Source organism: Sodalinema gerasimenkoae IPPAS B-353, assembly GCF_009846485.1.
Taxonomy (GTDB): domain Bacteria; phylum Cyanobacteriota; class Cyanobacteriia; order Cyanobacteriales; family Geitlerinemataceae; genus Sodalinema; species Sodalinema gerasimenkoae.
The window spans coordinates 1196263-1209867 of sequence record NZ_ML776472.1 but is presented as its reverse complement, the minus strand read 5'-3'; the positions used below and the strand labels follow the sequence as shown (position 1 = coordinate 1209867).

15 protein-coding genes and 1 pseudogene are annotated in these 13605 nt (G+C 51.5%); 11 read left to right on the top strand and 5 right to left on the bottom strand.

The window, feature by feature from the left end:
• Positions 1–118 precede the first annotated feature (118 nt).
• Entirely contained in the window at positions 119–1594 is a 1476-nt protein-coding gene (locus L855_RS05335) for a carotenoid oxygenase family protein (RefSeq protein WP_159785125.1), read from the top strand.
• A 205-nt stretch (positions 1595–1799) separates the two neighbouring features.
• On the opposite strand, the gene L855_RS05330 is transcribed toward L855_RS05335, so the two are convergent.
• The 3 genes from L855_RS05330 to L855_RS05320 all read right to left on the bottom strand — a co-directional run bounded on the left by L855_RS05330 (position 1800) and on the right by L855_RS05320 (position 3054).
• Positions 1800–2129: a type II toxin-antitoxin system PemK/MazF family toxin gene (locus tag L855_RS05330; protein WP_159785122.1), complete on the bottom strand. Its 330-nt coding sequence runs from the start codon at positions 2127–2129 to the stop codon at positions 1800–1802.
• Positions 2117–2377, bottom strand: coding sequence for an AbrB/MazE/SpoVT family DNA-binding domain-containing protein (locus tag L855_RS05325; RefSeq protein ID WP_159785119.1), 261 nt, complete (start codon positions 2375–2377; stop codon positions 2117–2119). The genes L855_RS05330 and L855_RS05325 overlap by 13 nt, the downstream gene beginning before the upstream one ends.
• A 227-nt stretch (positions 2378–2604) precedes the next feature.
• On the bottom strand, positions 2605–3054 hold the full coding sequence (locus L855_RS05320; RefSeq protein ID WP_219729872.1) for a hypothetical protein: 450 nt from the start codon (positions 3052–3054) through the stop codon (positions 2605–2607).
• Between the two features lie 20 nt (positions 3055–3074).
• Here L855_RS05320 and L855_RS05315 point away from each other — a divergent pair.
• Positions 3075–3784, top strand: a protein-coding gene (locus L855_RS05315; protein WP_219729871.1) for an IS1 family transposase whose coding sequence is annotated in 2 segments (ribosomal slippage) — positions 3075–3372 and positions 3372–3784 — 711 coding nt in all. Because the reading frame shifts where the segments join, the coding sequence is not laid out codon by codon here.
• A gap of 128 nt (positions 3785–3912) precedes the next feature.
• Here L855_RS05315 and L855_RS05310 read toward each other — a convergent pair.
• Complete coding sequence (locus L855_RS05310; RefSeq protein WP_425500557.1) at positions 3913–4272, bottom strand: hypothetical protein; 360 nt, start codon at positions 4270–4272, stop codon at positions 3913–3915.
• A 71-nt stretch (positions 4273–4343) separates the two neighbouring features.
• On the opposite strand from L855_RS05310, the pseudogene L855_RS22735 reads away from it, so the two are divergent.
• Both L855_RS22735 and L855_RS05305 read left to right on the top strand, forming a co-directional pair.
• A pseudogene (locus tag L855_RS22735) lies at positions 4344–4544 on the top strand (hypothetical protein); the annotation flags it as partial.
• A gap of 145 nt (positions 4545–4689) precedes the next feature.
• Positions 4690–5265, top strand: a complete 576-nt coding sequence (locus tag L855_RS05305; RefSeq protein WP_159785113.1) for a Uma2 family endonuclease — start codon at positions 4690–4692, stop codon at positions 5263–5265.
• Here L855_RS05305 and L855_RS05300 read toward each other — a convergent pair.
• Positions 5242–5463 carry a hypothetical protein gene (locus tag L855_RS05300; RefSeq protein ID WP_159785110.1) on the bottom strand — a complete coding sequence of 74 codons (222 nt, stop codon included), beginning with the start codon at positions 5461–5463 and terminating at the stop codon, positions 5242–5244. The two genes, L855_RS05305 and L855_RS05300, sit on opposite strands and share 24 nt — an antisense overlap.
• Before the next feature lie 23 nt (positions 5464–5486).
• Between L855_RS05300 and L855_RS05295 the strand changes: the two genes are divergently transcribed.
• The 7 genes from L855_RS05295 to L855_RS05265 all read left to right on the top strand — a co-directional run bounded on the left by L855_RS05295 (position 5487) and on the right by L855_RS05265 (position 13584).
• Positions 5487–6560: a glucose-1-phosphate thymidylyltransferase gene (locus L855_RS05295; protein ID WP_159785107.1), complete on the top strand. Its 1074-nt coding sequence runs from the start codon at positions 5487–5489 to the stop codon at positions 6558–6560.
• A gap of 12 nt (positions 6561–6572) precedes the next feature.
• Positions 6573–7088: a hypothetical protein gene (locus L855_RS05290; RefSeq protein ID WP_159785104.1), complete on the top strand. Its 516-nt coding sequence runs from the start codon at positions 6573–6575 to the stop codon at positions 7086–7088.
• Between the two features lie 186 nt (positions 7089–7274).
• The gene (locus L855_RS05285) at positions 7275–9443 is read left to right on the top strand and encodes a glycosyltransferase (protein WP_159785101.1); all 2169 of its coding nucleotides are present in this window, start codon (positions 7275–7277) and stop codon (positions 9441–9443) included.
• A 34-nt stretch (positions 9444–9477) separates the two neighbouring features.
• On the top strand, positions 9478–9957 hold the full coding sequence (rnhA, locus tag L855_RS05280) for a ribonuclease HI (RefSeq protein WP_219729869.1): 480 nt from the start codon (positions 9478–9480) through the stop codon (positions 9955–9957).
• A gap of 12 nt (positions 9958–9969) precedes the next feature.
• Positions 9970–10836: a dihydropteroate synthase gene (gene folP / locus L855_RS05275; RefSeq protein ID WP_159785098.1), complete on the top strand. Its 867-nt coding sequence runs from the start codon at positions 9970–9972 to the stop codon at positions 10834–10836.
• Positions 10837–10920: 84 nt separating this feature from the next.
• On the top strand, positions 10921–11595 hold the full coding sequence (locus tag L855_RS05270) for a hypothetical protein (RefSeq protein ID WP_159785095.1): 675 nt from the start codon (positions 10921–10923) through the stop codon (positions 11593–11595).
• 90 nt (positions 11596–11685) lie between these two features.
• Complete coding sequence (locus tag L855_RS05265) at positions 11686–13584, top strand: AAA family ATPase (protein ID WP_159785092.1); 1899 nt, start codon at positions 11686–11688, stop codon at positions 13582–13584.
• Positions 13585–13605 lie beyond the last annotated feature (21 nt).

The window sequence follows — 13605 nt, the reverse complement described above, 5'->3', positions numbered from 1 at the left end:
CCTCATTGTACAGAAGTCTGGGGCGCGATCCCGGCCCGGGGTTGGGATAACTCGTTACAATATGTAACATTAGTGATAACAAGCTCGTTATTTGTACATTTATCCCCTTAAAACGCTCGTGTACGTTCAACAACGTTCTATTCCCCAAGACTATAGCCGCGACGATTGGAAGCGAGGGTATCTCTCCCAACCCCAAGAATCTGAGTATTGGCTCGACAACCTAGACGGCGAGATCCCCGCCGAACTCTGCGGAACCCTATTTCGAGTTGGGCCAGGATTACTGGATATCAACGGCCATCCGGTGCATCATCCCTTTGACGGCGATGGAATGGTATGTGCGATCGCCTTCAAAGACGGACGGGCCCATTTCCGTAACCGCTACGTACAAACCCAAGGCTTCCAAGACGAACAAAAAGCCGGAAAACCCTTATATCGGGGGGTGTTCGGCACTCAGAAACCTGGCGGTTGGCTGGCCAATATCTTTGACACCCGCCTCAAGAACATCGCCAACACCAATGTTATCTACTGGGGTGGGAAGTTACTCGCGTTATGGGAAGCCGCTGAACCCCACCGTTTAGATCCTCATACATTAGAGACATTGGGCCTCGATCGCCTCGATGGGGTATTAGAGGAGGGAGATGCGATCGCCGCTCATCCCCATATCGATCCCCACTCCCACCGAGACAACAGCGAACCCTGTCTTGTCAACTTCGCCGTCAAACCCGGCCCCTCCACTGCCATCACCCTCTATGAATTTGCCACATCGGGGAAACTCTTACGCCAACAGACGCGCTTCATCCCAGGGTTCGCCTTTCTCCATGACATGGCCATTACCCCCAACTACTGCATTTTCTTCCAAAATCCCGTTTCCTTTAACCCCCTTCCCTATCTCTTAGGCTTCCGGGGAGCCGCCGAATGTATCCAATTCAATCCCAACACCGCCACCAAAGTGATTGTCATTCCCCGGGATGGTTCCGGTGAAATGACAATCTTGGATAGCGAACCCTGTTTTGTCTTCCACCACGCCAACGCTTGGGAAGAAGACGGGGAAATTTGCATCGATTCCATTTGTTATGACTCCTTCCCGCAACCCACGGCAGACTCTGATTTTCGGGAAGTAGATTTTGATGCAATTCCCGAAGGACAACTCTGGAATTTCCGCCTCAATTTAGAGCGAGGGGAGGTGAGTCATGAGGTGATTGAATCCCGCTGTTGTGAATTTCCGGTGTTGCATCCCGAAAAAGTGGGTCGCAAGGCTCGTTATTTATATCTGGGAACGACGCACCGAGAGCAAGGCAATGCGCCGTTGCAGGGAGTTATGAAGTGCGATCGGCTTACTGGGGAGCGTCAAGTTTGGAGTTTTGCGCCACGGGGATTCACCGGAGAACCGACGTTTGTTCCTCATCCCCAGGGAACGAAGGAGGATGACGGTTGGCTGTTACTGTTGATGTATGATGCGGAACATCATCGCAGTGATCTCGTAATTTTTGATGCGAAAGCTGTGGAGAATGGACCTTTAGCACAGTTGCATCTCAACTATCACATTCCCTATGGCCTACATGGCAACTTCACGCCGGAGTATTTTGGTCCTTAGGGGACGATTCCCGGCGAATTTACCGCTAAGGCTGCGTGTCATGGCTTCATTCCAGCCATGACACCAGAGATATCAAGTCATCAGGGGCCGTTGGTGTCTTGCCAAAAGTCCTACGAGTTCTTTAATATGGCTCAAACAATATTCACAAGCGATCGCCCCCTTGAGGTTTGGATAATAAGGCTGGGGTGATACTCCCCCAGTTGGCTTATTCGGCAAACATCTCAGCCAAGGTATGGAGAACGCCTCTTTGCTCATCTGGACTAATTTGACCCAGTTTTTTGACCAATCGAGTTTTATCAATGGTGCGGATTTGATCCAGAACAATTTTTCCCTCCTTACCCTGAAACTGACAGGCAATCCGAGTCGGGTAGGCTTTCCCTCTCGTCGTCATTGGTGCAATAATCACCGTGGCAATATAACGGTTAATTTCATCAGGTGATATAATCACACAGGGTCGTGTTTTCTGAATTTCACTGCCAATTGTGGGGTCAAGATTAACCAAAAAAACATCGAAACGCTTGGCTACCACTCCCATTCACGTTGCTCCCAAGCGGTACTGTTGACTTGATCGAGAAGAACATCATCTTGTTCTTTCGCCATTGCTGCAAAGGCTTGCTCCCAGCCATCGCGTAACCGTCGTGCGGTGCGAATCGTGAGATGATCGCCCTCCACTTCGATTTCAACATCTGTCTGAATACCGCTTTGCTCTAAGAGCAGTTTAGGAATACGCACACCTTGGGAGTTGCCAATTTTAACGATTCGGGTTCTAATCACTGTGCTCATACTCAGATGCTCTCAAAAGTAAGATGTGATTACATTGTAGCTACACCTAAAAAGGTCGTCAAGTGCAAGGTAGTCTCGTGAGTAAACTCTCAGTCTTCAGCGATCGCCATCCTGTTTGCTCGAGACTTGCCACCTTAAGTGACCAGTATCACCAGCAGCCAAAAGTGGAGCAACTCGCAGCGTAGCAGAAAGCCGCGTAGCTTTTGGATGTCGGGTTTAGCCGTTTGTTAGCCATCTTCATCAAAGATAGTTTGATAGTAATTATAATGGCTGTGATTTGGATCAAAGCTTTTCTCAAATGCGAGCATCAAACTACCAAATAGCATTTCCCGAGATATTGATACTGCTGATCTCAATTCAGCGACGTATTTTTTTATAAAATGAAAAGATGCTGAAATCAGAAAATGCCCCCGTAAAACATCAATCCATCTTAATCCTAGCAAATTCATTCGATCTAAAAAATTCTCTCGAAATTCTTGTGAAATATCTATAGTAAGGCTTTGAATGTGCCTTGAAATTTTTTGAGTGGACAATTGGCTTGATTTTTTTGATACAAGAAAGCGGTCGCAATTATTCGGCACGACGGTAAGACCGACATCTTGATGTCGATTGGCAACGTCTGCTATCACTAGAGGGTAGAACGCTAGGGGTAATGATGGATTTGTTAAGATGATCATGAAGCGACGCAACAACGCCCATGCCTCACTGCCCTGATTGCAATTCTAAGCGAACCGTCAAAAATGGCCACATCCACACGAGCAAGCAACGGTATCTATGCCGTAACTGTGGTCGTCAGTTTGTCAAAAACCCAACCAATAAGGTCATCGACACCCCGACTCGCGAACTCATTGACCGGCTCTTGCTAGAACGCATCCCGATGGCTGGAATTGCCCGGGCGGTTCAGGTGTCTGAGCAATGGCTGCAAGACTATGTCAACTGTAAAGCCGCCCAGACACACAGGCAAGTCGCTGTCAGTTCAAAAAAAAAGGGCCGATGACGGTGCAATGTGATGAACTTTGGTCGTTTGTCGATCACAAGGGCAACAAACAATGGGTCTGGTTAGCTCTCGATGCCGAGACCCGTGAGATGATCGGCGCTTATGTCGGTTCTCGCGCTGCCGAGAGTGCGCAAAACCTCTGGGATTCCCTACCCACAGTCTATCGGCAATGTGCTGTGATCTACACTGACGCTTGGGAGGCTTACCGGCAGGTGCTGCCGAGCAAACGACACCAGGTCGTCAGTAAGTCGAGCGGCAAGACAAGTTACATTGAGCGGTTCAACAATACCCTCAGGCAAAGAGTTTCACGCTTTGTCCGACGCAGCTTAGCCTTCTCCAAGAGTCTACGCAATCACATTGGCCTCCTGTGGAACTTTATTCACCACTACAACGCATCATTACCTCTTTAGTGCCACCGAACCCTCTATCACTAAGATTCTCCGGGATTTTAGCACATCAATATCGAGGTGTCAAAAATTGCTAGATCTAGCATACAGAAAACCTCATGATTCGTTAAAACCCTTAACTCGCAGGGATTTTAGTCTTTAAAAAGGTGAATGTTATACGGAATCAAGTGGATATGCACCTTATATTGGCGGGTTTTGCCGCGCTGTTGTTTGGCGGCGAGGGTGATGACGGCGGCGATGGCTTTTCCCACGGCTTTGGTTAAATCATGATTTTCTAGGGAGACTCCCCCCTCTCCTCCATCGATTAAGGCATCGATCGCATTAGCCGTATTCCCCGCCGCCACATTCCCTAACGCCGTTGCTAAGATGGGATGGGATGGGACCCAAGACCATTCCTTCTGCCGCCACGAGGGGGGGGGAAATGCCAAGCTACCCAAGACGCAGCCGCCACCGATGGCGAGTTTGAGGATGTTATTACGCGCTACAGTCATCCTGATGCCTCTAAGCCTGGAGTTATTATAACCGAGCCGCCCATTGAGAGTCAGGAAATGCGCCGTTACAGGGAGTTATGACGTGCGATCGCCTCACCAGAGAGCGTCAAATTTGGAGTTTTTCGCCACGGGTATTCACGGGAGAACTGACGTTTGTTCCCCATCCCCAGGGAATGGCAAAAGATGATGCTTGGCTGTTACTCTTTCTATTTCTTGATCGAGTTCTAGCACAAATTCCTCTGATTTATGCTTTATACCATTTTGAAACATAGTATAAGTTGAATTAATGAACGTTTAGCAATTGCCCCGAGAGGCAATTTTGTTGAAAATCTCTTGCTCTTCCTGAGCAGGCGCTAGGATTAAAGTAATTTCAGTTCCTAGAAATAGCGATCGCCCTCCCCCGTTCCCCATCCAACGATGCTAACCTACACCATCGACCTCACCCCCTTCATTCAACTGAACGATCGCCAGTTCGCGCAACTGTGCGACAACCACCCCGACATCAAATTCGAGCGCAATCGCCGAGGAGAACTGATTATCATGCCCCCCACTGGTGGCGAAACCGGCAACCGCAACGTCGAACTATCAGCCGAGTTTGTCCTCTGGAATCGTCGCAGCAAACTGGGCTACCTGTTTGACTCCTCCACCGGCTTCAAACTCCCCAACGGTGGCAATCGATCGCCGGACCTATCGTGGATACGTCGCGATTGCTGGGAAGCCCTCAGCCCAGGCGATCGCGAAACCTTCCCACCCATCGCCCCCGACTTTGTCCTCGAACTCAAATCTCCCAGCGACAACCTCAACGACTTACGGGACAAAATGGCAGAATATCAGGATGCTGGATTCAAGCTGGGGTGGTTGATTGACCGACAAGCACAGACGGTAGAAATTTATCGCCAGGGACAGGAACCCGAACAGCGCGATCGCCCGACGACTATTGATGGCGAAACCATCTTACCCGGCTTTGAGTTAGATCTCAGTATCATCTGGTGACGCAATCAAGGATTTCACGATCGCCGCCAGCAAAGCCTCAAGCAAGACGAAATCTCCCCCCAAGCCTTCCCCGACTGTCACATCGATATTTCCCACATCTTCCCAGACTAAAATCCGGAATCCCACCCCAGCCAAGAGAATCCAGTGAACAAGACGGTCATCGCCCCCTATAATTGGGGCGGTTCCTTCGAGTGACATTTGCCTAGACTATCTCCCCAACTATGAAAGCACTGATCCTCTCCGGCGGCAAAGGAACGCGCCTGCGTCCTCTCACCTACACGGGCGCAAAACAACTGGTTCCCGTTGCCAACAAACCCATCCTCTGGTACGGGATTGAAAGCATTGTCTCAGCCGGAATCACCGAGATCGGCATTATCATTAGCCCCGAAACCGGGGACGAAGTACAAAAACTCACCGGAGACGGCGATCGCTTCGGGGCCAAAATCACCTACATCCTGCAAGACGAACCCGCCGGCCTGGCCCACGCCGTCAAAATCGCCCAACCCTTCCTCGGTGACTCTCCCTTTGTGATGTATCTGGGAGATAACCTGATTCAAAACGACCTCACCCCCTTTCTCAATCACTTCCAAGAGAAACAACTGGATGCCTTGATTCTGCTGCGGCCCGTCGAGAACCCCAGCGCCTTCGGGGTGGCCAAAGTCGATGAGGCCGGCCGTGTCTTGGAACTGGTGGAAAAACCCGCCGTTCCTCCCTCTAACCTCGCCCTAGTAGGAATCTATTACTTCTCCGCCGAGGTTCACCAAGCCATCGCCCGCATCAAACCCTCGGAACGAGGAGAACTCGAAATCACCGACGCCATTAGTAACCTCCTGGATCATAAAAACCCCGTCGAGGCGCAAATCCTCGAAGGTTGGTGGCTAGATACCGGGAAAAAAGACGATCTCCTCAGCGCCAACCAAATTGTCCTCGATACCCAACTGCAAACGGCGATTTTTGGGGAACTCGATGCTGACAGCCAAGTGGTGGGACGGGTGCAGATTGGTCAGGGGACCCAGCTGATTAATTGTTCCGTTCGGGGTCCCGTGATTATTGGTGAAAACTGTCACCTGGAAAACTGCTTTATTGGCCCCTACAGCAGCATCGCCGATGGGGTTATTCTCAAGGATGTGGACTTAGAACATAGCGTCATCCTACAAGAAACCCGAATTGAGGGCATTCAACAGCGGATTGTGGATAGTTTAATTGGCCGACGGGCCCAGTTAGGAACCGGTCGCCCCCGTCCTAAGGCCTTACGGTTTATGGTAGGAGATGATTGTCAAATTGAGTTAGCCTGATGGAGTCTCCCCATGGAATCATCAATGTCGAGCGATCGCCAACTTGAACAGGCCCCAACGGCCAACCCCAACGCTAAGCTGATTCGCCAACTGCGTCAGACACTTTCCTCCAGCATTGGCGTGGAGGATGCCCCCCCACCGATGATTGAGTCGGTGGATCAGTTACGCGACGATCGCGATGATGATCTCGTCGCCCTCCGCCAGCGGGCCAACATCTATCACGTTCCTCTCTTCTCGGCCCATCGCTTCGGCGGGGCCATCACCACCACTCGGCGACTGGCGCGGAAAGTCCTAAAGCCGATTTTAATGTTTCAGGTTGCCTACAACGGGGCCAATGCCCGGTTTGCCGAAATCTTAAACGGACGTGTCGCCCAATTACGCCAAGAGGTGGATGAGTTGCAAGCATTAGCCAGCGATCGCGCCGACACCATCGCCCGTTTAGAGGCAGAACTCGAAGACCTTAAAACTCAACAAAAACTACAAACCCGCGCCATCCAAAAACTCATCCGAAATCTCAACACTGAATAGAATAGCGGTGCATTTCAGCACGTTTTAACCGAGTCCTCAAACTCGAAAATTCAACGAGGCCAAAACAGCCCCTATTATTGCCTATTGTCTATTGCCTAGGGCGACCACGGTTCGGCTATCGCTCACCGACCTCAAGGGTACGCCCCTACGTTGTTTCTGTTCCCTGTTCCCTGTTCCCTTCCCCCCATGTCTTCCTCTCCCCTTCCCTGCTGTTCCTTTATTATCGTCAACTATAACGGGCTTGACTACCTGCACTCCTGTTTAGAGTCCGTTTATCGATTAGATTATCCCCGCGATCGCCTCGATGTCATTCTTGTCGACAATGGCTCTCAAGATGACTCCTTAGCCATTGTTGAACAGGACTTTCCCGAGGTTCGTTGTTTCCGCAATCACCGCAACAACTTCGCCGGGGCCTTGAATTTAGGCATCAAAGAAGCCCAAGGAGACTATATCGCCTTTCTCAATAATGATGCCCAGTTACATCGGGACTGGTTGGGGAAACTCTTACCCTCGTTTAAGCGATCGCCCAAAATTGGCGCTGTAGCGGGTAAAATTCGCTTTCTCGATGGGCGTATCAATAGTGTGGGTCATCGCCGTCTTAGGAACCATTACTGGGCGGATATTGGCTATGGTGAAGCCGATCAGGGTCAGTATGATCAGCCCAAAGAGGTCGAGGGACTCTGTTGGGCCGCCACCCTCTTTCAACGGTCTTGTTTGCAAGATGTGGGGGCAATTGATGAAGAGTTTGTCATGTATTTTGAGGATGTGGAATATTCCAAACGCTGTCGCGATCGCGGTTGGAGTTTTCAGTATGTCCCAGGGGCGATCGCCGATCATCAAGTAGGCGGATCGAGTACGGGGTCAGTTCTCACGGAATACTTCTGTAACCGCAACCGCTTTCTCTACTTAGCGAAACATGAACCTGAACATCTCATCAATGCTCTTACAACTTCAGTATTTTGGATAGAGCAACATTATGACTTACTCTATGACTGCCTACCCGTGATTTTAAAAAAATTAGTAACAGAAAATGATAAAACTGTCGTCAATTCGATTCTACCTAAACTCTGTCAAAAACTGCAAAAAATATATGGCCCACGAGATATTGACAAGCTCCTCGCTCGCCTAGAAGTTATTTTAGGTAGCCGCAAAATAAGCTTAGCAATTTATGATAATTCCCTCCATTTTATTGGCGGTGGGCAACGTTATTTAGCGACCTTAGCTGCTATCTTACAAGACAACTTTGAAATCACCTTAATTGGCAATCGCCCCGTCAAGCGAGACCAGCTCGAACAGTGGTATGGACTCGATTTATCCCGCTGCCAAATTCGGATTATTCCCCTACCATTCTTCGATAAACGAGGGTCGGAAATTATCAATTCAACCTGGGTAACCGCCGAAACTGAAAATCCCTTTGATGCCATTGCCCTCGCCAGCAAAGACTATGACATTTTCATCAATGCCAATCAGGTTACAAAAGTTGTACCTCTCGCCCCTGTTTCTCTCTTTTTCTGTCATTTCCCTGACACACACCGCGAAGCCTATTTTGTCGCAGATCGCTATAGTTTCCTCGTCAGTAATAGCGACTATACCAGCCAATGGATTCGCAAACGTTGGCGCTTAAACCCCACCACTTTACTCTATCCCCCAGTGGAGATGGCCCCCAAGGGTGAACCCGCCAATCCCAAACCACTCAATAAAGAAAAACTAATTCTGGCGGTAGGGCGCTTTGAAGCGGGGGGGATGAAGAAACAGCAAGAGATGATACAAGCCTTTCAACGACTCTATTCTGCCCATCCTCAAGGGATGAAGGATTGGCGATTGGTGTTAGTGGGGGGAAGTTCCAAGAAAAATAGTTATCTACAAGGATTAGAAAAACAAATCAAACAAGCAGAACTCCCGGTAGATTTAGCCGTCAATGTTTCCTTGGACGAGTTGCGAGGATTTTATGAAAAAGCCGCCCTCTTTTGGCATTTGTGCGGTTTAGAGGAAACCCATCCCGAACGATTTGAACATTTTGGCATGGCTACAGTCGAAGCGATGCAAAATGGCTGTATTCCCCTGGTGTTTCGGGGTGGGGGCCAGCCGGAAATTGTCGAGGCGGAAGAATCGGGGTTTCTAGTGGAGTCTCTGGATGAATTGGTACAAATGACCTACAATCTCTGTTGTCAACCAGAGACTTGGCCCCCCTTACAGAAAGCCGCCCGCCGTCGGGGAGACTGTTTTAGTCGAAAACGCTTTGAGGAGGGGGTGTGGCAGTTGTTTAGCCCTATTGAAGCGGAATATGGCCAAGTGCAGTTACCGGATCCCGCCCAGATGGCGAAACGGCCAACGTTGTTGCGGGAGTTGAGATAGTGCAAATCGGGGATTGGAAACGGGAGTGGGTTTGATGACGATGAAGTCAGTGACAATTTATACGGATGGGGCTTGTAGTGGCAATCCTGGCCCGGGAGGCTATGGAACTGTTCTCATTTATCGGGACTTCCGGAAGGAACTCTCGGGGGGGTTCCGACGGACTACCAACAATCGTATGGAGATGATGGCGGCGATTGTGGGCTTGCAGTTGCTGAAACAGGCCTGTCAGGTGACGCTGTACTCTGATTCCAAGTATATTGTGGATGCCATGCGCCAGGGATGGGCGAAACGCTGGAAGGCTAAGGGCTGGTGGCGTAATAAGAAGGAACGGGCCAAGAACCCGGATTTGTGGGAGGAGTTGTTGCAGTTGTCAGACTTTCATCAGGTGGAGTTTGTCTGGGTGAAAGGCCATGCGGGAAATAAGGAGAATGAATGTTGCGATCGCCTGGCGGTGGCCGCCTCCAAAGAATCCGACTTACCCGCAGATGAAGTCTTTGAACGTGGGGATGCGTAGGGTTTAGGGACAATGGTGAGGTATTGTAATCCGACGTTGACGATTCGCGATCGCCGCTTCACTTGGGGCGATCGCACCTATATCATGGGAGTCCTCAATGTCACCCCCGATAGTTTCAGTGATGGCGGTGAGTTCGCTTCCCTGCAAAACGCCCTGAACCAAGCCCAACATCTGGAAACCTCAGGGGCGGATATCCTTGATATTGGTGGCCAATCCACGCGGCCTGGGGCAGAAGAGGTGTCTCTTGAGGAGGAAATCAAACGGGTGGTTCCCGTGATTGAAGCCCTACGATCGCACTCAAACTGCCCCATTTCCGTCGATACCTATCGGGCCGAGGTAGCGGCGGCGGCCCTGGATGTGGGGGCAGATATCGTCAATGATGTCAGTGGCGGAACCGCCGATCCTGAAATGTTACCCTTAATTGGCGAACGTCAGGTTCCGGCGATTCTCATGCACATGAGGGGAACCCCTAAAACCATGCAATCCCTGACGCAGTATGAAGATGTGGTGGCAGATGTTATCGAGAAACTGCAACAACATATCCATGCGGCGATCGCCTGTGGCGTATCCCCAAACCAGTTAATCCTCGATCCGGGGATTGGTTTCGCCAAAACCCAAGGGCAAAATCTACAACTGTTGCGACAACTCCCTCAATTCCAGGCCCTAGGCTACCCCCTCCTGTTAGGCGTCTCCCGGAAAAGTTTTATTGGCCGCATTCTCGATCGCCCAAATCCCAAAGATCGTCTCTGGGGAACTGCTGCCGCCTGTACCGCCGCCATCGCCTCTGGGGCGGACATTCTCCGGGTTCACGATCTCCCCGCCATGAGTGATGTGGCCCGTGTCGCTGATGCCCTATTTCGGGGCAAATCGGGCCAGTAGACTGGCCCCAAAACCAGAAAAAAGGATGCCGCTGCAACCAGAATGTGGCAAAATTTGTAACAACTGTCCACCCCCAACCGTCCGATGACCCGCAATGGCAATTCCGTTGACTTCTCCGCGATCGCCTATTGGCGTTATGTTGTAGGGATTCTGGTGGCGTTGTTCGCCATTCCTGCCCTACTCCAAGGGGGGATTGCCTTCTTCCGCGCCTTCTTTGACACCCTAATGACCATGTTGCTGGCGGTGAATGTGGTCGCCTTTGGGGCGATCGCCGCTGGGGTGGGAGTGTTTCTTTGGCAACGAGAACGCCAACTCTCCTCAACATCCGATCAGCCTCCCCAAGTTGAGGCCAACACCCTAGAGTCTCCCCAACTTGACAGTCAAGGGAACCGGGCCGTTCATCTCCCTGTGCGATCGCAGCAGCCCGCTTCCCCCCAAGCCATCGCAGCGACTCCCCAGGAAACTCCCCGGGAAACTCCCCAAGAAAAGGGGGCGAAGTTCAATGCTACAGTTAAACTAACTCCCCCCGGAGAGAGTATAAATCCCGCTGCTGAGTCGAACTCCCACCCCTCAGAACCTCACTCACCCTTAATTCAGGCTCAACTGGCCCGACGACTGAAGGTGAGTTCGAGTACCATTGGCAAACGGAAACATAAACCCGATTTTACAGGCTGGGCCCAGTCCAAAGATCCAGAGGGTTTATCCTGGCGCTACTGTGGTGAAACCAAACAGTTTTACCCCCCACATCAACCCACGTAACCCCGATCCTGGACTGGGAGTATCCCCCCTAAGCCTCGCGATATCCACTCTCACCGACGTTCTAGTTGTTAACCTGTTTTGACCGAAGCTTTGGATCGATCCACTCTATCTGCCCTTAACCGCGCGATCGAGCGTTATAACCCCTTTACTGGGTTAGCAACGCTGGAGGAGGCCGATCTCTGGCGCGGAAATCTCCCTGACTGTCCTTCCCCCCATCGCAAGGCCATGACCTTGGTTCAGTCGGCGTTGGCAGAAATTGAAGGGGGAAAACGCGTCTGTTCTCTCGTCATTTTGGGGGAGATAGGAACCGGGAAAACTCACTTTCTGGCCCAAGTTTGGCAGAAACTACAAACGACGGGACAAGCGGCGTTTATTTATATTGATGTTCAGCAGTTTCAAGATAGTACGACGGTGCGCCAGGTGTTGCTGAATGCGATCTCCTACAGCCTCAGTCGTAAGGGGGCCTCGGGGTTTATGCAATGGCAGGAATTGGCCAGCGCCCTGGCGACGCAGGCCCTGGAAAGTCTCGATACTCAAGTCAAGGAGTTAACCCCAGAGATGGCCATTCGGCGGTTACGGGGACAACCCCAGGATCGCAATCGCCATTGGGTTGATCGCGTGGCCGAAGGTTTCTTTAAGCTACGCCCGGATATTGGCGATCCTGATGTGGTTCGGGCCATTCTCTGGACATTGACCCCCGCCCAGGCCCCCTTCGCCCGCAAATGGTTGGCGGGGCGATCGCTGGCCCCCTGGAAACTCGATGAGTTAGGCCTTCCCCAACGTCAAGGGGAAAGCCGAGAAAGTCGCGCCGCTGAGTTGTTGGAGGAAATTCTGCAACTGTTGGGAGATTGGAAGCCCTTAGTGGTGGCCTTCGATCGCCTCGATGGGGAAGAGTTAGACGACACCGACGAGGAAGCCCTGGAAGAAGAATGGGATATGCGCGTCCCTGTCGGGGCCATGGTGCGCTTGTCTCAGAGTCTGCGGGCCCTGCGTTGCAGCCATGGAACGGTGGTGTTGAGTGTGATGGACCCCGAAACCTGGGAACGGATTGTGCAACCCATGTTAGGGCGCATGACTCGCCATTTGAGCGATCGCGCCGATCCCATTGAACTCCCCGAGGCCGATGAAACAGTAGTTCGGGCCGTGATTCGGGCTTGGCTACGGAAGTTTTACCGCGATCGCGAGTTGATTCCTCCCTCGCCTCTGTATCCCTTTGATGACTCACAACTGAAGGCCCTGGCCCGGGAAGGGTCGGATCTGCATGATGCCATCGAATGGTGTGCAGAAAACTTCCGTCCGGTGGAAAACGACCCCCTCGAACGGGTGACGCAAGCCTTTGAACGCAGTCTAATTCAGGTTCAGGGGATTGAACAGATGACAGAAACCCTTGTGATTGAAGCCCTGGGGCTAGGTTTTGAGAGTTTGCTAGGAACCACCCTGGATGGGGTGGAAATTCGCAGCGTTGAACAGCGACTGTCTGGGAAGTCTCAACGTCGCAAACCCCTAGATTTAAAGATTGTCGCCAGTGAACGGGGCCAGGATCTACGGGTTGGGGTGATGGTGGTGTTTGAGGAACGGGGCCAACGAGTGGGAAGTCGCCTGCGAACGCTGTGTGATTTTGAGGAGTTTGGCTTGACGCGAGGCGTTCTACTACGGCCCTTTACGCGGGAGATTCCCTCCACCTGGAAGGCCCGAGAATGGTTAGAACATCTAGAGACAACGGGAGGCGGCTGGCTGGATGTCTCAGTAGAGGCGATCGCCCCTCTGTTAGCCTTGTTGGAGGTCTTGAAACAACGACAGGAATGGGGACTCTCGAAATCCCGTATTTTAGGGTTCGCCAGTAGTAAAGGGTTAGTGACGGGAAATCCCCTAATTCGGGAACTGCTACGTCCGTCTAACCCCGAAGCGATCGCCCCCAATCCGAAGGGAGACGGAAGGCCGGATTCTCGCTATTCCTCCCATCAACCCTCTAGTGATATCGAACGCTAGGGAAGGAGATTTGGGGAGTAT

Excerpts from the sequence above, each read along its gene's own strand:
- L855_RS05330 (WP_159785122.1), bottom strand. The coding sequence starts at position 2,129 with ATGGGAGTGGTAGCCAAGCGTTTCGATGTTTTTTTGGTTAATCTTGAC.
- L855_RS05325 (WP_159785119.1), bottom strand. The coding sequence starts at position 2,377 with ATGAGCACAGTGATTAGAACCCGAATCGTTAAAATTGGCAACTCCCAA.
- L855_RS05320 (WP_219729872.1), bottom strand. The coding sequence starts at position 3,054 with ATGATCATCTTAACAAATCCATCATTACCCCTAGCGTTCTACCCTCTA.
- L855_RS05310 (WP_425500557.1), bottom strand. The coding sequence starts at position 4,272 with ATGACTGTAGCGCGTAATAACATCCTCAAACTCGCCATCGGTGGCGGC.
- L855_RS05305 (WP_159785113.1), top strand. The coding sequence starts at position 4,690 with ATGCTAACCTACACCATCGACCTCACCCCCTTCATTCAACTGAACGAT.
- L855_RS05300 (WP_159785110.1), bottom strand. The coding sequence starts at position 5,463 with ATGTCACTCGAAGGAACCGCCCCAATTATAGGGGGCGATGACCGTCTT.
- L855_RS05295 (WP_159785107.1), top strand. The coding sequence starts at position 5,487 with ATGAAAGCACTGATCCTCTCCGGCGGCAAAGGAACGCGCCTGCGTCCT.
- L855_RS05290 (WP_159785104.1), top strand. The coding sequence starts at position 6,573 with ATGGAATCATCAATGTCGAGCGATCGCCAACTTGAACAGGCCCCAACG.
- L855_RS05285 (WP_159785101.1), top strand. The coding sequence starts at position 7,275 with ATGTCTTCCTCTCCCCTTCCCTGCTGTTCCTTTATTATCGTCAACTAT.
- rnhA (WP_219729869.1), top strand. The coding sequence starts at position 9,478 with ATGACGATGAAGTCAGTGACAATTTATACGGATGGGGCTTGTAGTGGC.
- folP (WP_159785098.1), top strand. The coding sequence starts at position 9,970 with ATGGTGAGGTATTGTAATCCGACGTTGACGATTCGCGATCGCCGCTTC.
- L855_RS05270 (WP_159785095.1), top strand. The coding sequence starts at position 10,921 with ATGACCCGCAATGGCAATTCCGTTGACTTCTCCGCGATCGCCTATTGG.